This window comes from Marinobacter sp. RI1 (assembly GCF_041155085.1).
Taxonomy (GTDB): domain Bacteria; phylum Pseudomonadota; class Gammaproteobacteria; order Pseudomonadales; family Oleiphilaceae; genus Marinobacter; species Marinobacter nauticus.
In genome coordinates this window covers 691,264-710,668 of sequence record NZ_AP031605.1, presented here as the reverse complement: position 1 = coordinate 710,668, position 19,405 = coordinate 691,264, and the positions used below count along the sequence as shown (strand labels likewise).

The 19,405-nt window shown below is 60.3% G+C and carries 17 protein-coding genes; 14 read left to right on the top strand and 3 right to left on the bottom strand.

What is annotated here, in order from left to right:
* The first annotated feature begins 14 nt into the window (after nucleotides 1-14).
* From ACAM27_RS03170 to ACAM27_RS03140, 7 genes are all read left to right on the top strand, one after another.
* Nucleotides 15-335 (top strand): hypothetical protein, encoded by a 321-nt coding sequence (locus ACAM27_RS03170; RefSeq protein ID WP_011787190.1) that lies wholly within the window; start codon nucleotides 15-17, stop codon nucleotides 333-335.
* A gap of 248 nt (nucleotides 336-583) precedes the next feature.
* Nucleotides 584-1,018, top strand: a complete 435-nt coding sequence (locus ACAM27_RS03165; RefSeq protein WP_014423036.1) for a MerR family transcriptional regulator — start codon at nucleotides 584-586, stop codon at nucleotides 1,016-1,018.
* A gap of 3 nt (nucleotides 1,019-1,021) precedes the next feature.
* A complete protein-coding gene (locus ACAM27_RS03160; protein WP_369612540.1) occupies nucleotides 1,022-3,604 on the top strand; it encodes a heavy metal translocating P-type ATPase in 2,583 nt (860 codons plus the stop codon).
* Nucleotides 3,605-3,721: 117 nt separating this feature from the next.
* Entirely contained in the window at nucleotides 3,722-4,171 is a 450-nt protein-coding gene (locus ACAM27_RS03155) for a DUF411 domain-containing protein (RefSeq protein WP_023008709.1), read from the top strand.
* Nucleotides 4,172-4,307: 136 nt separating this feature from the next.
* Complete coding sequence (locus ACAM27_RS03150) at nucleotides 4,308-6,026, top strand: GGDEF domain-containing protein (RefSeq protein ID WP_023008710.1); 1,719 nt, start codon at nucleotides 4,308-4,310, stop codon at nucleotides 6,024-6,026.
* Between the two features lie 71 nt (nucleotides 6,027-6,097).
* Nucleotides 6,098-8,080, top strand: coding sequence for a ribonuclease R family protein (locus ACAM27_RS03145; RefSeq protein WP_114434958.1), 1,983 nt, complete (start codon nucleotides 6,098-6,100; stop codon nucleotides 8,078-8,080).
* A gap of 61 nt (nucleotides 8,081-8,141) precedes the next feature.
* Nucleotides 8,142-8,339 carry a hypothetical protein gene (locus ACAM27_RS03140; RefSeq protein ID WP_011787196.1) on the top strand — a complete coding sequence of 66 codons (198 nt, stop codon included), beginning with the start codon at nucleotides 8,142-8,144 and terminating at the stop codon, nucleotides 8,337-8,339.
* A gap of 12 nt (nucleotides 8,340-8,351) precedes the next feature.
* Here ACAM27_RS03140 and ACAM27_RS03135 read toward each other — a convergent pair whose 3' ends face one another.
* A complete protein-coding gene (locus ACAM27_RS03135) occupies nucleotides 8,352-9,263 on the bottom strand; it encodes an acyltransferase (RefSeq protein WP_170155434.1) in 912 nt (303 codons plus the stop codon).
* Between the two features lie 179 nt (nucleotides 9,264-9,442).
* Here ACAM27_RS03135 and ACAM27_RS03130 point away from each other — a divergent pair, with 179 nt between their 5' ends.
* The 5 genes from ACAM27_RS03130 to ACAM27_RS03110 all read left to right on the top strand — a co-directional run bounded on the left by ACAM27_RS03130 (nucleotide 9,443) and on the right by ACAM27_RS03110 (nucleotide 15,229).
* Nucleotides 9,443-10,594, top strand: a complete 1,152-nt coding sequence (locus tag ACAM27_RS03130; RefSeq protein WP_369612539.1) for an alpha/beta fold hydrolase — start codon at nucleotides 9,443-9,445, stop codon at nucleotides 10,592-10,594.
* A gap of 80 nt (nucleotides 10,595-10,674) precedes the next feature.
* The gene (locus tag ACAM27_RS03125) at nucleotides 10,675-11,586 is read left to right on the top strand and encodes a LysR family transcriptional regulator (protein WP_369612538.1); all 912 of its coding nucleotides are present in this window, start codon (nucleotides 10,675-10,677) and stop codon (nucleotides 11,584-11,586) included.
* A gap of 223 nt (nucleotides 11,587-11,809) precedes the next feature.
* Nucleotides 11,810-13,027 (top strand): Bcr/CflA family multidrug efflux MFS transporter, encoded by a 1,218-nt coding sequence (locus tag ACAM27_RS03120; protein ID WP_222447362.1) that lies wholly within the window; start codon nucleotides 11,810-11,812, stop codon nucleotides 13,025-13,027.
* Nucleotides 13,028-13,147: 120 nt separating this feature from the next.
* A complete protein-coding gene (gene tpx / locus ACAM27_RS03115; protein ID WP_113879326.1) occupies nucleotides 13,148-13,645 on the top strand; it encodes a thiol peroxidase in 498 nt (165 codons plus the stop codon).
* 261 nt (nucleotides 13,646-13,906) lie between these two features.
* A complete protein-coding gene (locus ACAM27_RS03110) occupies nucleotides 13,907-15,229 on the top strand; it encodes an MATE family efflux transporter (protein WP_226538073.1) in 1,323 nt (440 codons plus the stop codon).
* Between the two features lie 3 nt (nucleotides 15,230-15,232).
* Here the strand turns inward: ACAM27_RS03110 and ACAM27_RS03105 are convergent, their stop codons facing one another.
* The gene (locus tag ACAM27_RS03105; RefSeq protein ID WP_222534104.1) at nucleotides 15,233-15,658 is read right to left on the bottom strand and encodes a thioesterase family protein; all 426 of its coding nucleotides are present in this window, start codon (nucleotides 15,656-15,658) and stop codon (nucleotides 15,233-15,235) included.
* Nucleotides 15,659-15,953: 295 nt separating this feature from the next.
* Here ACAM27_RS03105 and ACAM27_RS03100 point away from each other — a divergent pair, with 295 nt between their 5' ends.
* A complete protein-coding gene (locus ACAM27_RS03100; RefSeq protein WP_369612537.1) occupies nucleotides 15,954-17,591 on the top strand; it encodes an MBL fold metallo-hydrolase in 1,638 nt (545 codons plus the stop codon).
* 2 nt (nucleotides 17,592-17,593) lie between these two features.
* On the opposite strand, the gene ACAM27_RS03095 is transcribed toward ACAM27_RS03100, so the two are convergent.
* Entirely contained in the window at nucleotides 17,594-17,752 is a 159-nt protein-coding gene (locus ACAM27_RS03095; protein ID WP_014423048.1) for a YqaE/Pmp3 family membrane protein, read from the bottom strand.
* Nucleotides 17,753-17,944: 192 nt separating this feature from the next.
* On the opposite strand from ACAM27_RS03095, the gene ACAM27_RS03090 reads away from it, so the two are divergent.
* Nucleotides 17,945-19,390, top strand: coding sequence for a succinylglutamate desuccinylase/aspartoacylase family protein (locus ACAM27_RS03090; protein WP_369612536.1), 1,446 nt, complete (start codon nucleotides 17,945-17,947; stop codon nucleotides 19,388-19,390).
* Nucleotides 19,391-19,405: the final 15 nt, after the last annotated feature.

Below are 19,405 nucleotides of genomic sequence, written 5' to 3'. Positions count from 1 at the left end.
GTCACGAGAGCATTATGTCGGCCAGATATCTGACTTCGGAGCAGGATGCACAGCTTCGCCGCTGGGAGCGGTGGAACCGGAATTATTTTGTGTTTGCGTTTGTGGCGTTGATTGTGGTGCTGGTGTTCAGCAGTCAGTTGGGGCTGTCGTCCGGCGATGACTGGGGGTCGCTGGGGGTGTTGCTGGCGTTGCTGGTGGCGCCGATTGTGGTTCTGCAGTTGCGGCTGAGGTGCCCTGCCTGTGGCGTGAAAATTGGCTGGCAGGCGAAGCTGATGGCGCCGGATCAGTGCAAGTCCTGTGGTGTGTTTCTGCGTTCGAAAAACGCCTCTTCTTGAATTTCTCTCCGAAAACCTTTGACCTGTGAGTTGGTCACAGGTTTTAGTCTAATCTTCAACGTAGTGAGTTTGCCGTGCCGGCACGGGGGTAGCCCTTCCGAAAACCGCTGCGAGTACATCCTTGTACGCTTGTCTCCGCCATCCATGGCTCCGAACATTTTCGGAAGGGCTACCCCCGCACCAGCACTCCGCTGACTTGATCCGTGGTTTCCCGGTATCTGGTCTTCGTTTTTTGCTGGACATTGCTTATGAAAGTCAAAGAAATCGCCACCGCCGCCGGGGTTAACCCGGATACCGTCCGGTTCTACACCCGGGAGGGCTTGTTGCGCCCGACACGGAACCCGGACAACAACTATCAGCAATACGATGCCGAGGATCTGCGCCGGTTACGGTTTGCCCGCAAGGCACGGCAGCTGGGGTTTTCTCTGCCGGAGATACGGCAGATTCTGGAGCAGGCGGACGATCATCATTCGCCCTGCCCGATGGTTCGGGATGTGTTCCAGCAGCGGCTGGCGGAGGTTGAGCGGGAGATTTCGGAGTTGCAGAAGTTGCGGGCGCGGATGGTGTCGGCATTGTCCACCTGGCAGGACATGCCCGATGGTACGCCGGATGGACATACGATTTGTCGGTTAATCGAACATTGGGATGATCCTTCGTCATCATCCTGCTGTGAGGAGTCTTGAGTAATGAGTGAAGCATCGGTTCTGAAAACAGCGCTGAGTATTTCCGGCGCCTCTTGTCAGGGTTGTGCGAAGAAGATTCGTCATGCTCTGGAACCGCTGACCGGGAGCACCGAGCGGGTGGAGGTGAATCTCGAAGACCAGACCGTGGCCCTCCCTGAGAATGTGGATAGCGCCGAGGCGGCACGGATAGTAACGGAGGCTGGCTACCCGGCGGAGCCGTTGGTTCATAACGAACCCATCGGCAGTTGTTGCGCATCCAAAAAGGATAATTCTGCCGCTGATAAGGCGCCGGACTTGGATACACCAGCTCCCTCGGCCGACGTCGAGCCATCGGATGCCGGCGACGGGCAGATCGCGCTGGCGGTCAGTGGGGCCACCTGTGCATCCTGTGTGAATACCATTGAGAAGGCGTTGATGTCGGTTGCCGGTGTCACTCACGCCCATATGAATCTGGCGGACAGCACCGCGACCGCCAGCGGCGATGCCGATCCGCAGGCGCTGGTGCAGGCGGTGGAGAGTGCGGGTTATGGTGCCCGGGTGATTGAAGACGCGGATGCCGACGACGACCGCAAGCAGGAAGAAGACAAGAAGCAGTACAAGGTGCTGCTGGTGAAGATGGCCATCAGTCTGGGGCTGGGCCTTGGGTTGATGATCTGGGGCATGGGCTTCGGGTCGATGATGGTGACCGAGGCCAATCAGCTTACCTGGATCAATCTGGGCATTCTCACTCTTGGGGTGATGATTGCCTCCGGCGGGCATTTCTACACCGGGGCCTGGAAGGCGTTCAAACATCATAACGCCAATATGGACACGCTGATTGCTCTGGGTACCGGCACCGCCTGGCTGTATTCGATCGTGGTAGCCAGTGCGCCGGAGGCGCTGCCAGAGATGGCGCGCCATGTGTATTTCGAGGCTTCGGCGATGATCATTGGCCTTATCAATCTGGGCCAGGCCCTGGAGTTGCGGGCCAAGGGCAAGACCTCGGAAGCGGTGCGCCGGCTGCTGGATTTACGGGCGAAAACGGCCCGGGTGATCCGCGACGGCCAGGAACAGGATATTCCCGTTGACGAGGTTCAGATAGGCGACCGCATCCGGGTGCGCCCGGGCGAGAAGCTGCCAGTGGACGGGGTGATTGCCGAAGGCTCCACCCGCATTGATGAAAGCATGCTGACCGGTGAGCCCATGCCGGTGGGCAAGGGCGAAGGCGATGAGGTCTCGGCCGGTACTCTGAACACCCACGGCTCGATTATTTATGAAGCTACCCGGGTGGGCAGCGAGACCGCGCTGGCCCAGATCATCAAGCTGGTGAAAAAGGCCCAGGGCTCGAAACCCGCCATTGGCCGGCTCGCAGACAAGATCTCTTCGGTGTTCGTGCCCACGGTGATGCTGATTGCCGTGGTGTCGGCGCTGGTCTGGTACAACGTCGGGCCGGAGCCGGCGGTGGTGCACATGATGGTGGCCGCCACCACGGTACTGATCATTGCCTGCCCCTGCGCGTTGGGGCTGGCCACGCCCATGTCGGTGATGGTGGGTGTCGGCAAGGCAGCAGAGTACGGTGCGCTGATTCGCCAGGGCGATGCCTTGCAGACTGCCGGAAAAATCGATCTGGTGATTCTGGATAAAACCGGCACCATTACCGAGGGCCATCCCGCGGTAACCCGGGTGCACGCGACAAACGGCGATGAGACACGCCTGCTGGCATTAGCCGCCGGGCTGGAGCAGCATTCCGAGCATCCGCTGGCAGAAGCCATTCTGGACCGGGCCCGCGAGAACGATATTGAGCCAGAACCGGTCTCCGGCTTTGAAGCGCTCAATGGCAAAGGTGTACAAGGCAAGCTTGATAGCGAACCGGTACGCCTGGGCAATCGGCGCTGGCTGGAAACCGAAGGGCTGTCTGTCGAGGCTCTGGATGATGCAGCCAAAACCATTACCCAGGAAGCCGGCACGCCGCTGTTCCTGGCGGTGGGCCAGCAAGTATTGGGTGTCATCGGCGTGGCCGATGCCATTAAACCGGATTCCGAGGCTGCCATCCGGCGCCTTCACGACGCTGGCATCAAGGTGATGATGGTCACCGGCGATGTCGATGCCACCGCCAAGGCCATTGCGGCCAAGGCCGGCATCGATGACTACCGGGCCGAGGTGTTGCCGGAGGACAAAGCCGAAGTGGTCAGCGAAATGCGGGGTAAAGGCTACACGGTGGCCATGGTGGGGGATGGCATCAACGATGCCCCGGCGCTGGCAGCTGCGGACGTCGGCTTTGCCATCGGAACCGGCACCGACGTGGCCATTGAAAGTGCGTCCATCACCCTGATGCGCGGTTCCCTGCACGGGGTGCCAGACGCCATCGAGATCTCCCGGGCAACGGTGAAGAACATTCACCAGAACCTGTTCGGGGCCTTTATCTATAACTCCCTGGGTATTCCGGTGGCCGCCGGCCTGCTCTACCCTGTGTGGGGCATCCTGATGAGTCCGATCCTGGCCGGCGCCGCCATGTCGCTGTCTTCAGTGACGGTGGTTTCCAACGCCAACCGGCTGCGGCTGTTCAAGACCAGCCAACCCCAGGTATCAGCAGAGGAGCGGAACTGATGACAACATTTCTGGTCAATGCCGGTGGTCTCGCCCTGATGGCTGCCATTGTCTGGTGGTTCTGGCTCTCCGGCTCTAACTCGGACAACTCCGATCAACATCACTGAGGTAATCACCATGAGAAGACACACCCTTGCCCTCGGCCTGATGGCTGCCCTGGGATTCAGCACCACCGCCCTTGCCGGCGGTGCGGCCCAAAGCATTCATGTGTACAAATCCCCCACGTGCGGCTGCTGCGGCGACTGGATCGACCATCTGGAAGAAAATGGTTTTGATGTCACCGCCACCAACAGCGACGACATGGGCAGGATCAAAGCCGAAGCCGGGCTGATTCCGGGTCTGGGCAGTTGCCATACCGCCTTTGTCGACGGTTATGTGATTGAAGGCCATGTGCCGGCAGACGACATCAAGCGCCTGCTGGCGGAAGCCCCCAAGGCCACCGGCCTGAGCGTACCGGGTATGCCGGCGGGCTCTCCGGGTATGGAGATGGGCGACCGGAAAGATCACTACAAGGTTATTCTGTTCAACGACCAGGGCCAGACGCGGGTGTTCAACCAACATAACTGATGGTTGTGCCTGCGAGGCTGGGCTGGGGCGCAGATTGCAAGTCTGCGCCCAAAGTCTGCCTATTTTTTCTACACGATAGCCCCGCTCTGTTCTATGATGGAGTATAGATTCAGAACACGATTGGCAAGGACACATTTTGAGCCTCAAAACCCGCATTCTCGGGCTGGCCGCGCTGTTGATCATAGCGGCAGGAACCGCTTCCTGGCTGGCCTATCGGGCATTATCGGAAGATATTATTGAACGCTGGGGCCAGCAGGTCGCCGAGATCCAGGTACGCTATGACAGCGCCCGACTGTTGCAGTCCCTGGAGCGGGAAATCGGGCTGGCCCGGCAAATGGCCCGCTCCTCCACACTGATTCAGTGGGCCCAGTCACCGGAAGACCCCGCGCTGGAAAACCAGGCCATCCGCCAGATGGAGAGTTTCCGCAGCAACTTCCGGGATAACAGCTATTTTGTGGCCCTCCGCTCCAATGGTCATTACTACTACAACAACGCCTCCAACGATTACGCCGGCGACCAGTTCCGCTATGTGCTGAGCCCGGACAAACCCGACGATGCCTGGTTCTTCCAGCTCATTGACGAAGGCCGCGACTTTCACCTGAACGTCAATCCCGATACCGAACTGGGCGTTACCAAGCTGTGGATAGACGTGCTCATGCGCGATGCCGACAACAACATCGTCGGCATGGTGGGTACCGGCCTGAATCTGGACGACTTTCTGCAGGACATTGTCGACATCGGCCAGGACGGCATTACCACTCTGTTCGTGGACTATAACGGCGCCATCCAGCTGTATCGCGATCGCAACTACATCGATTTTGCCACCATCATCAAACCCGAAGGCCAGAAAAACACCGTGGATCTACTGTTCGACGATCCCCAGGACAAACAGCAGATTCTGGGCATGCTGCAGATGCTCAAACAGCGTAATGGCGAAGATGGCGCGGTGGAAAGCGGGTTTGTGTCGGTGGATGGCCGCAAGCATCTGGCCGGCGTGGCCTTTCTGCCCGCCATTGGCTGGTTTGAGATTACCCTGCTGGACCTGAACACACTGATCCCCCGGAGCTATCTCTGGCCTCTGGTAGCGGTGTTTCTGGTCAGCCTGCTGGTCACCCTGGTGCTGTTCCACCAGATCATACAGTCCCGCATTCTGCGCCCGGTCATCAGCCTCGAGGAAGCCGTGCACCGGTTACGGGACGGTCGCTTTGATCTTCCCTACCTGCCAAAACCGGACAACGAGATCGGCCGCCTGGTGGATCATTTCGAAAAAATGTCCCACTCCCTGCAAGATACCACCCGCGAGCTGGAACAGAAGGTGGCCCACCGCACCGAAGAACTGCAGCGTCTGGCCCGGGTGGATGCCCTGACCGGCCTGAAGAACCGGCGGGGCCTGGACGAGGTGATGAATGAGGAAATTCAGCGCGCGGAAAGGGAGCAGAAGGGCTTCGGGCTTCTGTGGCTGGACATAGACCACTTCAAAGCCATCAACGACAGCCAGGGCCATCAGGCCGGAGACGAGATTCTGTGCCGGGTTGCGCTCTGGCTGAAAGCGGCGGTTCGGCCCTACGACCACCCCGGTCGCTGGGGTGGCGACGAGTTTGTAGTCCTGCTCTCACCCTGCGATGCCGCCACGCTGGAGCAGATTGCCTGTCGTATTCGCGCCAGTGTCGAGCAGGAAAGCCAGCGCACCGGAACACCGGTAACCATCAGTGTTGGCGGCTATTTTTGCCAGCCCGGCGAAGATCTCGATGTCCTGCTGCGCAACGCCGACCAGGCTCTGTACGAGGCCAAGCGAAACGGCCGGAATCGGGTCTGCATCCGCACGGGTGCCGGCGAGGCCATTCATCCGGCCTGACAGATCTGACTCGCACTGGCAGAACCGTTATACTCCGCTGCAACACACTTTTTTATTCAGGTTATCTCTTCATGCTCAACGCCGACGCTCTCAATCAGTTGCGCCAGCTGAAAACCGACATCAAACAGAACAAGGTGGTCTTCCCCGGTACCGTCAAGTCCACCAACGGTCGTTTCGGCTTTGTGGCCCTGGATGAAGGGCGGGATGTGTTTCTGCCTCCCGAGGAAATGCAGAAAGTCCTGCCCGGTGATCGGGTCAATGTCACCGAACACGAAGTGGAAAAAGGCAAAACCCAGGGCGTTGTCGACGAGCTGCTGGAATCGCACCTGACCACCTTCGTGGGCCGCTATCTGATCAAGGGCAAAGGCCACTTTGTGGCACCGGAAACCCCGGGCATCAACCGCTGGATTTTTATTCCGCCGAAAGAACGCAAGGGCGCCCAGCCCGATGATTTCATCTACTGCCAGATTCACCGCCATCCGATCAAGGACGGCAAGGGCCAGGCGAAGGTGCTGCGGGTGATCGGCAAGGCCGGTGAGCCGGGCATCGAACGGGCCTTCACCCTCGCCAACTTTGATTTGGCCGATGCCTGGCCGGAAGAAGTGCAGAAGCAGGCCGAAACCCTTACTGAGGAATCCGTTACCTCACACCGCGAGGGCCGGGAAGACCGTACCGAACAGCCCTACGTGACCATCGACAGTCCGGGCACCCAGGATATGGACGATGCCCTGATGGCAACCCCGAATGCCACTGGCTGGACCCTGTCCATCGCCATCGCCGACCCGACCGCGATGATCGAGCCGGGCAGCCCGGCCGAAGAAGAAGCCTTTAACCGCGCCACCGCCATCTATTTCCCGGGTGAGCCACTGCCGATGTTACCGGACGCCATCAGCACCCGCCTGTGCTCGCTGATGCCAGAGGTACCCCGGTTGGCCCTGGTGTGCGACCTGCAGGTGAACAACGATGGCAGCCTGGGCGACTACAGCTTTCGCCAGGCCGTCATCCGCTCCCAGGGCAAGCTGAGCTATGAGCTGGTGTCACACCTGATTGAAGGTCGGGAAGACGATGACATCAAGGCCTTGCCCGAAGCAGTCGCCAACAGCCTGGACCAGCTGCATCAGGCCGCCACTGCCCTGCGCAAATGGCGCTCGGAGCACGCGTTACTGAGCAATGATCGCCCCGAATTCCGGTTGCGTCTGGACGAGAACAAGCGAATCCGGGTGATAGAACCGGCGGTGCAAAACGAAGCCCACCGTCTGGTGGAAGAATGCATGGTCGCGGCCAATCGTTGTGCGGCCGATTTCCTGGAAAAGCAGGGGCAAGGCCTGTTCATTCAGCATCCGGGGCTGCGGGACGACCGCGCCGACAATATCCGTAAACTGCTGGAGGGCTACGCCCCGCATCTGGCCGAACTGGATGCCACCAGTGCCGAAGGCTTCAAGGCGTTGATGAAGCACACCGATGGCCTGCAGGCCGATGTGCCGGTCAAGTCCATTCTCTCGCGCCAACTGGCCCGGGCCGAACTGGGGTTCGAGCCTGCTCCGCATCAGGGTATGGGACTGGCGGCCTACACCACCTTTACCTCACCGCTGCGCAAGTTCTCGGACTTCTACGTGCACCGTCTGATCAAGGCCGCACTCTGGGATCAACCCATCAAGGCACTGAACCCGCAGCAGCTGGAGAGTCTCCAGACCACCCAGTTCCGCGCCCGCATGGCTGCCAACACCCTGGAGGCCTGGCTCAAGAGCGATTACGCCAAAGGCCTGCCAGCAGATCCGATGGAAGGCACCATTACCCGCACCATGCCATCGGGTTTTTTCGTGCGCCTGGATTGCAATGGCCTGGAAGGCTTTGTCAGTTGCAAGGACCTGGAGGGCAAGTTCAGCTTTGATCCGGTTACGCTGCGCCTGGTGCACAACAAGAACGGCCGGATCTTCCAGCTGGACCAGCGGGTAACCGTGAGCTTTTCCGGTGTGGACGAAGAGCGTCGGCAGATCAACTTCAAACTGCTCGAGGCCGAGGACATTAATCCCGGAACCAACGACAAGGGTTGAAAACCAGCCGGGCAGACACACCGTATCTGTTCAGAGGTCTTCTGTTTTCAGGAGGTGTGTTATGCCCATCAGTCCTCAAGAATTTCTGCGAAAGTACGGCTTCGACAAAGAAGAGGAAGAGCCCGACCATAGCCTGCGCCACAATGCCATGGAGCATGCCAGGCATTTGAAACGGCCCCATGCCGGTACTCCCCATGACTGGGAAGAATGGGAAAGGTTCAAGAAGGAACACCCGGATCAGGTCGAAGACGACGACTGACCCGGTACAGCATCAGCTGAGGTTCTGGTCCTGCCGGGCCAGCATTCGTCCCAGCCGCTCGTCTTTGGCACGCCACAGATCGCCCAACCAGTCCTTGACGTTGCGGCGGTGCTCGGCGTCCTCAGAGTAATCCCTGCCCTTGAGGTGTTCCGGAATGGCCTGGGTATCAATGGTCATCCGGATCTCCGGCACCCGCCCGCAAATGAAGTCCCAGAACGTTGGAGCGCCATCGGGATAGGCAATCGTGACATCCACCAGGGTATCAATGGAATCCCCCATGGCATCCAGCACAAAGGCCACTCCACCGGCCTTCGGCACCAGCAAATGCTGGTATGGTGACTTCTGCCGGTCGTGCTTGGCCGGGGTAAAACGGGTGCCTTCCACAAAGTTCATCACGCTCACCGGCGTGTAGCGGAATTTCTCACAGGCCTTGCGGGTCGCCTTCAGGTCATCGCCCCGTTTTTCCGGGTGCTTGATCAGATACTCCCGGGTGTAGCGTTTCATAAACGGGAAATCCAGCCCCCACCAGGCCAGGCCGATCACCGGCACCCAGATCAGCTGTTGTTTCAGGAAGAACTTCAGAAACGGCGCCTGGCGATTGAACACCCGCTGCATGGCGAGGATATCCACCCAGCTCTGATGATTGCTGAGCACCAGATACCAGCTCTCGCGCTTGAGCTTGTCGGCGCCTTCCACGTGCCAGCGGGTATTGTGGGTGAGCTTCATCCAGCCTGTATTACAGGCCACCCACGACTCCGAAATCCAGATGATCACGCGGGTGCACAACACCCGGAAACCCTTATGCGGAATCACCAGCTTGAACACCGCGGGGATATAGAGCAGCAGGCACCAGAACACGGTGTTCAGGCCTAGTAGCAGCGAATTAAGCACGCCAATAACGGGGGCAGGCAGGAAACTGAGCATGGGCATCCTGTTGTGGTTGTTGTTTCCGAAGCCCGCAATCATAGCAACCTGGCAGCCGCTTGGGCAGTGGCCCGAAGTGACCAAAACGCCGACCGGATGTGACAGTCTTGCCATGGCTGGGGGAATGAATCCACTCTATTATCTGACTCCACACGCACCGCAGCTACACCGGATACCCTATGCGCAACCCCCTGAAATCCGCCATCAAGACCTCCTCCGGCCTCGGCCGCCAGTGCGCACTCTACGCTGGCAATGCCTTCGACCGGATTTTCCGGGCGGCCAGCCTGGTACAGGCAGGCCAGACCCCGTTCGAAACCCTGCACAGCAATGGGCTGGTGAGCCTGCGATACTATCCGCCGCTGGAGGAGGATTTCATCGAACTGGATGGCATGGTGATCCCGGTAGAACGCAAGACCCACCGCACGCCGATCGTCATCATTCCTCCTCTGGCCGTGAATATGCTGATCTATGATCTGTTTCCCCAGCGAAGTCTGGTGCGTTTCCTTCGAGCCAGAGGATTTGAGGTCTATCTGATCGACTGGGGTATGCCGGGCCGGGAACACACCCACTACAACATGCATACCTATGTTGCCGAATTCCTGCCTGAGTATCTGAATCGAGTCCGGGAACACAGTGGGGAACAGGAACTGTCACTGCATGGCTGGAGCATGGGCGGCATGTTCACGCTGTTCTACTCTGCCCTCAGCAAGGACCAGCACATCCGCAACGCCATCGTCCTGGGCCTGCCCATCGACAGCCATGCTTCCGGCCTGATTGGCTGGATGTATCAACGGATTGCCGATGTCGCCGAACTGGTGCGCAAGCGAACCGGCTTCCGGCTCCACGACATGAAACCGCACTGGTTCCACACGCCGGGCTGGGCCAACACCATCGGCTTCAAGTTAACCAACCCGGTTGGCAGTGTGATGGGCTACTGGGAGTTGATCGTGCGCCTGGGCGACCGCGAATTCGTAACCAACCATGCCACCACCTCGGCCTTTCTGGACCGGATGGTGGCCTACCCCGGTGGCGTCATTCAGGACACCGTGGTCCGGGTCTGGATTGATAACCAGTTGGCCAAAGGCCAGATCCAGATTGGCGACGACTTCGCTCGACTGGAGAACGTAAACGCCAACTTACTGGCCATCGCCGGCCAGGAGGACACCCTCGCTACACCCGGTGCCGCCAAGCGAGTGATGGACCACGTCAGCTCCACGGATAAGACCTTCCGGGTGGCCCCCGGCGGGCACATGGGGATACTGGCCGGAAGCAAAGCGCCCCGGGCGTCCTGGCTTGAGCTGGCCGACTGGTTGGCCGCAAGGTCTGACTGATACTACTTTCACAGGCGGCAGGTGGCAGGGAGGGCTTTCCACCGCTGACTTTCCGTCTTCCCTGCTTTAAACTGCCACCCATGAAACCTGTTGATATGTTGAGCCTGGATCTGCGATCCCTGGCAACGTTTGTGGCGGTTCTGGATGAGGGCAGCGTGTCCCGGGCGGCGGTTCGTCTGGGCGTTACCCAATCGGCCGTGAGCCACACCCTCGAGCGCCTGAGACAGGCCTTCGGCGACCCCCTGTTTGTGAAATCAGGGCGCGGCATTGTACCCACCGACTACGCCCTGCGCACCGGCCCCCACATCCGCCAGCTGCTGGACGATCTGCGCACCCTGCCCTCCGGGCCGCCCTTCGAGCCGGCGTCGGCGGAATTCACCTTCACCATTGCCGCCAACGACTACCAGCGGGATCTGCTTCTGCCCGGGCTGCTCCGAATCCTGCGGCAGCAGGCCCCGGGCATCCAGCTGCAGGTGATTCCCTCCGGCATCCCCAACGCCGACATGCTGCGCAAAGAAGCCTGCGACCTGATCATCAGCCCGCACGCACCGGAAACCACGGACATCATGCAACGGGGCCTGATGGCGGACCGCATGGTGGTGTTCTACGACCCAAACCAACGCAACGCGCCGACAGATCTGGCCGAATACCTGAAAGCCGATCACATCGCCCTGATGTTCGCCACCGGCGAACGGCCCGGCTTTGAAAACACCCTTCACGCCAAGGGCCTGGACCGCCGCAACGTGGTCACCGTCTCCAACTTCTCCGGCCTGCCCGAATTCCTCCGCGGCACCGACATGCTGGCCACCGCCCCGGAACGCATGAGCGCACAACTCATGCGGGACTTCGCCTGGGTTCCACTTCCCTTCGACTACAAGCCCTTTACCCTGCTGATGCTATGGCACCGACGGCACCAGAATGACCCGGCCCACCGCTGGGTACGCAACCAGGTGAATTCGGTTGCAGCGACCATGAACGGGCTGAACGATTAATCAATCAATTTTGTTCATGTATTGCATGAGACCAGCAGGCATTATCCCCAACGTTGCTTCCGCCTAGACTTCCCCTCCATACGACGGGTGGTGTGAGTGAGCTATCGCCTCCCAAAAACTTGCGGAGCCAGGGATGGCGGAGCAGAGCGTACATGGAAGTATTTACAGCGTTTTTTGGGAGGCGATAGCTCACTCGCACCTAACCTCAATAAAAGGACAAATAGTGTTAGCACTCACAAGTATCTGGACAACCATACTGCTGGCCGCCGCCGTCGCCCTCGGGCCACTGGCCGTGGACATGTACCTGCCAGCATTGCCCCAGATCGGCGCCGACTTCCATGCCGGCACCGATCAGGTCCAGCTGACCCTGAGCGTCTATCTGGCCGGCTTCGCCATCGCACAACTCATCTGTGGGCCGCTGGCCGACCGCTTCGGCCGCAAACCCATCATGATCGGTGGCTTCCTGCTCTTTACTGTTGCGAGCATCGGCTGCGCCCTGGCCAACAACATCGAAACCCTGCAGCTGTTCCGGTTCCTGCAAGCCCTGGGCGGCTCCGCTGGCCCTGTTCTGGGTCGCGCCATCATCCGCGACATCTATACCCCTCGGGAAGCCGCCAAAATCCTCGCCCTGCTGGCCAGCATCATGGCCCTGGCACCGGCCGTGGCCCCTACCCTGGGCGGCCTGATGGTCGGCGGTCTCAGCTGGCACTGGATCTTCATCGCCATGGGCGGCTACGCCCTGGTCATGGCGGCGGTCACCGCTTTTGGCATCCCCGAGCCACTGAAACCGGAGTATCGCCAGCCCCTGCGCCTGTGCCACCTGTTCGCCAACTACCGGCGCATCAGCACCGACGCCAGCTTCATTGGCTACACCCTGACCAACGCCGCCATCTACGGCGGGCTGTTTGCCTTCCTGTCTGGCGCGTCCTTCGTGCTGATTGACGTACTGGGGGTTCAGCCGGAGCACTTCGGCTTCTACTTCGCCGCCATCGTCGTGGGCTACATCGCTGGTAATCTGGGCTCCATCCGACTGGCGCGCTTCCTGGGGCCGGATCAGATCCTGTTCTACGGTCTGATCACCGCTCTGGCCGGCGGTGCCATCATGGCCCTTCTGGCCTACCAACAGGTTTACAGCCCGTGGGCGGTGATGATCCCCCAGGCCATCTTCATGGCCGGTACCGGCCTGGTACTGCCCCAGTGCATGGCCGGCGCCCTGGCCAACTTCCCCACCATGGCCGGCTCCGCCTCCGCGCTTTTTGGCTTTATCCAGATGAGCGCCGCCGCCATCGCCGGCGCCATCGTCGGAGCCCTGCACAATGGCACCCCTCTGGTGATGGCCACCGTCATCGCCACCTGCGCCGGCCTGGCCATGATCGGCTACCTGCTGCTGGTACAGCGCTACCCGGCGAAAGCCTTCGAAACCGGAAAAGCCAGCGCCTGAAAGGCTCGCACGAGCATGATCTAGCTAAAGTCGGGGATGAAAAGTCATCCAAAGTAAGCTACACAGAGTAAGTTGCAGAACGTAAAACCAAGGAACTCTCAACAAACTCAGGAGCAGCATATGAGTAATGTCACCCTCGACGGCAACCCCATTGAACTAAGCGGGAAATTTCCCCAGCCGGGCGACAACGTACCGCCCCTCACCCTGACCAGCAGCGGACTGGAAGAAGTCAAGCTCGACAACTGGGCCGGTAAACGCAAAATCCTCAACATCATCCCCAGCATCGACACCGGTGTATGCGCCGCCAGCACCCGCAAGTTCAACGAAAAGGCCGGCAGCCTCGACAACACCGTAGTACTGGTTATCTCCGCGGACCTGCCCTTCGCCGCTTCCCGTTTCTGTGGCGCCGAAGGCCTGAAAAACGTGGAAACCCTGTCCACCTTCCGTAACTACAGCTTTCAGCAGGACTACGGCGTGGCCATCCAGAACGGCCCCCTCGCCGGCCTCTGCGCCCGCGCGGTGGTGGTGCTGGACGAGAACAACAAGGTAATCCACAGCGAACTGGTCAACGAGATCAAGAACGAGCCGGATTACGATGCGGCTTTGAGTGTGCTCTGATATTCATTGAACCTCCAAACCCCTGTTGATCGATAGAGTACAGGGTATTGCACCGCCGTCCGGGTGACCGGGTGGGGTGGGCTTTCCAAAAATTTGCGGAGCCAGGGATGGCGGAGCAGAAGCGCCACATGGATGTGCCGAAGGAGCGTTTTTTGGAAAGCCCACCCCGCTCGGTCGCTCGCATCTGAGCCGAGTGCATGCACCCGACACAAGAACTGCTAGAATCCCCGCCACACTCAATACCAAGGCCCTCAAGCTAACGTGCAAAACCACCTGCAAAACGCCTCCCTGGGCCGCCAGCTCTACCACATGACCTGGCCCATGCTCTTCGGCGTGCTCTCGCTGATGACCTTCCAGCTCACCGACAGCGCCTTCGTCGGCCAACTAGGCCGCGACCCGCTGGCAGCGCTGGGCTTTACCGTGCCCATGCAACAACTGGTCAGCGGCATGTACGTAGGGCTGGGCATCGCCACCACCGCCATCATCTCCCGCACACTGGGCCAGGGCGACGACATGCGCGCACAACGCCTGGGCGGCCTGGTGGTCGCCATTGGGGCCGGCCTGGCCTTCCTCCTGTGCCTGTCGGTCTGGCTCCTGCAAAGCCTGATCCTGGACCTGCTCGGCGCCGAACAGGCCCTGCGGCCAGTCATCAGGGAATACTGGGCACCCTGGCTGCTATCCGCCTGGACCGGCGCCATGGTCTACTTCAGCTACGCTGTGTGCCGCGCCAATGGCGACACCCGCCTGCCGGGCTACATGATGATCATCACCAGCCTGCTCAACATCGCCCTGGACCCGCTGTACATCTTCGTGTTCGGCTGGGGTCTGCCCGGCGCCGCCTGGGCCACCATCACGGCCTTCGGCATTGGCGCGCTGATCGTCTACCCGACCCTGCTCAAACGCCAGTGGCTAAGATTCGACCTGCTCCAGCTGCAACTGGCTCAGGCTGTACGCCAGCTCGGCGGCATCATGGCGCCGGCCATGGTCAGCCAGCTGATGCCACCTATCTCAGCCATGCTGGCCACGGCACTGGTGGCAGGGTTCGGCTCTGCTGCGGTGGCCGCCTGGGGCCTGGGCACCCGCCTGGAGTTCTTCTCCATTGTGGTAGTGCTGGCCCTGACCATGTCCATGCCGCCGATGATCGGCCGCATGCTGGGGGCCGGGGAAATCGAGAAGATCCGCAAGCTGGTTCGCATTGCGGTGCGCTTTATCGTGATCTGGCAGCTGGCCATCGGGCTGATCTGGCTGGCCGCCTCCGGCTTCGTCTCTGGCCTGTTCAGCCGCGATGCCGGAGTACAGGACATTCTGGTGAGCTATCTGCTGCGAGTGCCACTGAGCTACAGCGGGCTTGGCGTGTGTATTCTGATGGTGTCAGTCAACAACGCGCTGGGCATGCCCATGCGCGCACTGTTGATTTCCACCCTGCGGCTATTCGCCTGCTATCTGCCCCTGCTCTGGATTGGCGGGCAACTGGCCGGGCTGACCGGGCTGATGTCCGGCGCTCTGGTGGGCAACCTGCTGGCCGGCACCATGGCCTATAGCCTGTATCGCCAGGGTATGAGCCGGTTGCGCCAGCAGGGGTAATACTCAGGCAAACCGGGCGCGGAAGCTCTCGGGCATGGGGGTTACTTCCCGGCTCTGGTAGTTAAAGAACACGAAACCGTACTTGGCCAGCGCCACTGGTTGCCCGCTGTCGACCTTGGTGACCCGGAACACGAAATCACCGCCGTATTTGTTGAAATCCATCAGCCCCACTTCAAAGCGCAGCAGGTCCGGGTAGAAGGACTCTCCCTGGTACATGGTCGCGAGATCCGTGACGATGATGCCCACACCATCGTGGCCCGCCTCTTCAATGCCGTGCTCCACCAGGAACTGGGCGCGCGCTTCAGACAGCATGGAGATCAGCGCGTCGTTACCCAGGTGGTTGGCGCCGTTGATGTCGGTGATGCGTACCGGCAGGCGGGTTTCGAAGGTGAAGGCGGTGTCGGGAAAGTCGAGTTTGATTCTGGCCACTTGGGGTCCCCTGAGGTGCGCTTGGTGCGATTGAGTAATGGGGGTGCATCATACTCCGACCTTTGTCGCTTCTCATCCTGTGGGTTGTTCGGGTATCTTGCTAACAACTATGCGCATTTAAGCTGGCGTTTGTGGCGCTTGGGGATGAGCTTTCCAAAAACCGCTCCTTCGGCACATCCATGTGGCGCTTCTGCTCCGCCATCCCTGGCTCCGCAAATTTTTGGAAAGCTCATCCCCAATCCCCACGCTGACGTTCTGCGCGCACCAAAAACACTAACAAGACGCTGAGAAGCCTATGAACATCCGTCCCGCCGCCACCCTGATTCTGACCCGTGATACCGATAACGGTATTGAAGTCCTGCTTCTGCAACGCACTTGGGATGCGGTGTTTCTGCCGGGTTATTACGTGTTCCCGGGGGGTGCGGTGAATGCGCAGGAGCCTGAGGGGCGGGCTCATGTGGTGGGTGTGGAGGATGCCGACATCAGTCAGACCATGAGTCTGGATGAAGGTGGGGCGGATTACATGCTGGCGGCGGTTCGGGAGTGTTTTGAAGAGGCGGGGATCCTGCTGGCTCAGGATGCGTCCGGTCAGTTGATTGGCGCCGATCACGGGGTTCACAGTGAGCGAATGGCGTTGTTTCAGGAGGAGATTTCGCTGGCGCAGTTGTGTGCGAAGCATGGTTTGACGGTGCCGCTGGACCGGTTGGCGTATCTGAGCCACTGGGTGACGCCACCGGGGCCGCCGCGCCGTTTTGATACCCGGTTTTTTGTAGCGGTGGCGCCGGAAGGCCAGGTGGCGAGCCATGATGGTACCGAAACCATTGATCACGTCTGGATTGCGCCGGCTCAGGCGCTTGAAGAACATCGGGCCGGTGCCCGGTTGCTGGGGTTACCGACGATCCGGACCTTGCGGGTATTGAGTGAGTTCGGCACGACCGGCGAGCTGATGCGTTATGCCCACGCCAATCCCCCGGAGGCGTTTCCGGATCAGCCCTGGCCGGCAGTGCGCAAGGGCAAGCCGGTGATGCTGGAACCCAACGCTCCGGCCTATGACGAGGCAGTCAAGCTGGATCCGGAAGGTGAAGGGTCAACCCGTGCGGAGATTGTTCCCGGGGAACCGGTGGAGGTGGCCGCCGGGGTTATCCGGCTGACCGCGCCGAACCCCGGGATGATGACCGGCCCGGGCACCAACACCTATATCCTTGGCCATGAACGTTTTACGGTGCTGGACCCCGGCCCGGCGAACGACGCGCATATCGAACGGATTCTGGAGCTCACCGGTGGTGTGGTGGATCAGGTGGTGGTTACCCACACCCATATGGACCACTCCCCGGCGGTGGCCCAACTCAAGGCCCGCACCGGTTGCCGGGTATTTGGCTGGCCAGCGCCGGAGGGCGCGGGGCAGGATTCGAGCTTCACATCGGATGATCAACCCGGGCACGGCGATCTGATTGTGACCGAAGCGGGCGTCCTGAAGGTTTTGCATACCCCGGGCCACGCTTCGAACCACCTGTGTTATCTGTTGCTGGATCAGGAATTACTGTTTTCCGGGGATCACATCATGCAGGGATCAACGGTGGTGATTAACCCGCCGGACGGTGATATGAAGGCCTACATTGATTCCATGTACGATCTGCTGGCCGAGCCTGTGCGCTTCATTGCACCGGCCCATGGTTTTCTGATGGGCCAGCCTGCGGCAGTTATGGATTACCTGATCACCCACCGGCTGTCCCGGGAACACAAAGTGTGGCGGGCTCTGGAGGCGCTGGCACCGGTCAGTCTGAAAGACCTGACCGCCAGCGCCTATGACGATGTCCCGGCCGCCATTCACGGCCTGGCCGCCCGCTCAGCGCTCGCGCACCTGCTGAAGCTGGAAGCCGAACACAGGGCGTTCGCCGACGACGGGCTCTGGCACGTGGTCGCGCCAGACTGAGCCTACTTCTTGGCGATCACCCATACCGCGTGCACGATGCCCGGAATGTAACCCAGGATGGTCAGCAGGATGTTGATCCAGAAATGCTTGCCGATACCAACCTGTAAAAAGACGCCTAACGGCGGTAACAGAATTGCTACCAGAATTCGCAAAAGATCCATTCAGTTCTCTCCTTGACGGGCGTAAAACAGTCATATCACTGCAAGATAGCAGTGGTATGACATTTCACCATATTGAACCGGGTAAATTCGGCCCGGTTTCATGAAAGTGGCATTAAACCTCTGTCACAGCCGTATTCATGATTGAGGCTCATCCCTATCCTTGGGGCCACATCGTCAGGTAATTGAGGACTTATGCTGAGAGCAAGGCTCAGATATTCCATCACTAACGCACTCACATCATCACTCCTGGTTTTGGCGACGCCCGCCGTGCTGGCCGAGGCAGTCAGTTCCAAGGCAGACGCCACTGCCCTGTTGGTGGCCGATCTGGCGGAAGATGAAAACGTTGAGGATGTTGAGCACTCGGAACCCCGCCGGGGCTCTGCGCAGGCACGCGCCCAGGCTGAGACAACCAGCGAACAGAGCAGCCCGCAGGACCCCCCGGTGGAGGCACCGGAGGCAGCCAACAAGCCCCGTGAAATTGCACCCAATATCGACCTGAAAGAAGTGGCCCCGCTGCCGGAGCCGGAGCCCGAGGCAAGCGATTCCGGGGATTCTGCCGCGCAGCCGGAACCTCAGGCCGAAACACAATCCGGCACAGCCGACGCGGCCGGGAGCAACACCCCGGTGTCCCCGGACGATGTTGCCGAGAAGGAACCGGAGCCCGCAGCACCCGTGCCCGCAGAGAGTTTCACACTGCTGGGCAAGGAAATTCTACCCGGTACTGCGACACGACTGGCCTGGTCACCAGGCATTCAGATTGCCGGGTTGTCCCAGATTACCCCGGTACTGGTGGTCAATGGCGTTAACCAGGGCCCGACCCTGTGCCTGACCGGCGCGGTTCATGGTGACGAGCTCAACGGCATCGAGATTGTCCGTCGCAGCATGTACGACCTGAACCCGGAAAAACTCAGTGGCCGGGTTATCGGCGTGCCCATCGTGAACCTCACCGGCTTTCAGCAGGGCAGCCGCTATCTGCCGGATCGTCGCGACCTGAACCGGCATTTCCCCGGCACCCCGGACGGCACACTGGCCGACCGCGTTGCCCATTCCCTGTTTAACAACGTTATCCGGCACTGCGACATGCTGGTGGATATTCACACCGGGTCACTCAAGCGCACCAACCTGCCGCAACTCCGGGCCGACATGAACAATCCGGATGTCGCCGAATTCACCCGGGGCTTTGACCGGATGGCCGTGGTTCACAGTTCCGGTTCACCCGGCATGTTGCGTACCGCGGCTACCGAAGCAGGAATCCGAACCGTGACACTGGAGGCCGGGGAATCCCTGCGCATCCAGGAACACCAGATCGAAGCGGGGGTAAACAGCCTCAATAGTCTGATGGAAAAGCACGGCATGATTTCCCGCATGTTTGTCTGGGGCGATCCGGAGCCGGTGTATTACGACTCTACCTGGATCCGGGCCCAGCATGGCGGCATCCTGTTCAGCGAAATCAAGCTGGGAGCGACGGTATCCGAGGGCGAGGTACTGGGTTATGTCGCCGATCCAATCACCAACGAACAGCATCCGATTCGCGCCTCCTCGGACGGCCGGATCATCGGCATGGCGGTGGATCAGGTGGTGATGGCAGGGTTTGCCGCTTACCACATAGGTACGGAGGCACAAGTACCCGGAGAGTAGTATGCTAGGCGTTTT

Bases quoted from the DNA above. Each gene is read 5' to 3' on its own strand.
- ACAM27_RS03170 (WP_011787190.1), top strand. From the start codon at position 15: ATGTCGGCCAGATATCTGACTTCGGAGCAGGATGCACAGCTTCGCCGC.
- ACAM27_RS03165 (WP_014423036.1), top strand. From the start codon at position 584: ATGAAAGTCAAAGAAATCGCCACCGCCGCCGGGGTTAACCCGGATACC.
- ACAM27_RS03160 (WP_369612540.1), top strand. From the start codon at position 1,022: ATGAGTGAAGCATCGGTTCTGAAAACAGCGCTGAGTATTTCCGGCGCC.
- ACAM27_RS03155 (WP_023008709.1), top strand. From the start codon at position 3,722: ATGAGAAGACACACCCTTGCCCTCGGCCTGATGGCTGCCCTGGGATTC.
- ACAM27_RS03145 (WP_114434958.1), top strand. From the start codon at position 6,098: ATGCTCAACGCCGACGCTCTCAATCAGTTGCGCCAGCTGAAAACCGAC.
- ACAM27_RS03140 (WP_011787196.1), top strand. From the start codon at position 8,142: ATGCCCATCAGTCCTCAAGAATTTCTGCGAAAGTACGGCTTCGACAAA.
- ACAM27_RS03135 (WP_170155434.1), bottom strand. From the start codon at position 9,263: ATGCTCAGTTTCCTGCCTGCCCCCGTTATTGGCGTGCTTAATTCGCTG.
- ACAM27_RS03130 (WP_369612539.1), top strand. From the start codon at position 9,443: ATGCGCAACCCCCTGAAATCCGCCATCAAGACCTCCTCCGGCCTCGGC.
- ACAM27_RS03125 (WP_369612538.1), top strand. From the start codon at position 10,675: ATGAAACCTGTTGATATGTTGAGCCTGGATCTGCGATCCCTGGCAACG.
- tpx (WP_113879326.1), top strand. From the start codon at position 13,148: ATGAGTAATGTCACCCTCGACGGCAACCCCATTGAACTAAGCGGGAAA.
- ACAM27_RS03100 (WP_369612537.1), top strand. From the start codon at position 15,954: ATGAACATCCGTCCCGCCGCCACCCTGATTCTGACCCGTGATACCGAT.
- ACAM27_RS03095 (WP_014423048.1), bottom strand. From the start codon at position 17,752: ATGGATCTTTTGCGAATTCTGGTAGCAATTCTGTTACCGCCGTTAGGC.
- ACAM27_RS03090 (WP_369612536.1), top strand. From the start codon at position 17,945: ATGCTGAGAGCAAGGCTCAGATATTCCATCACTAACGCACTCACATCA.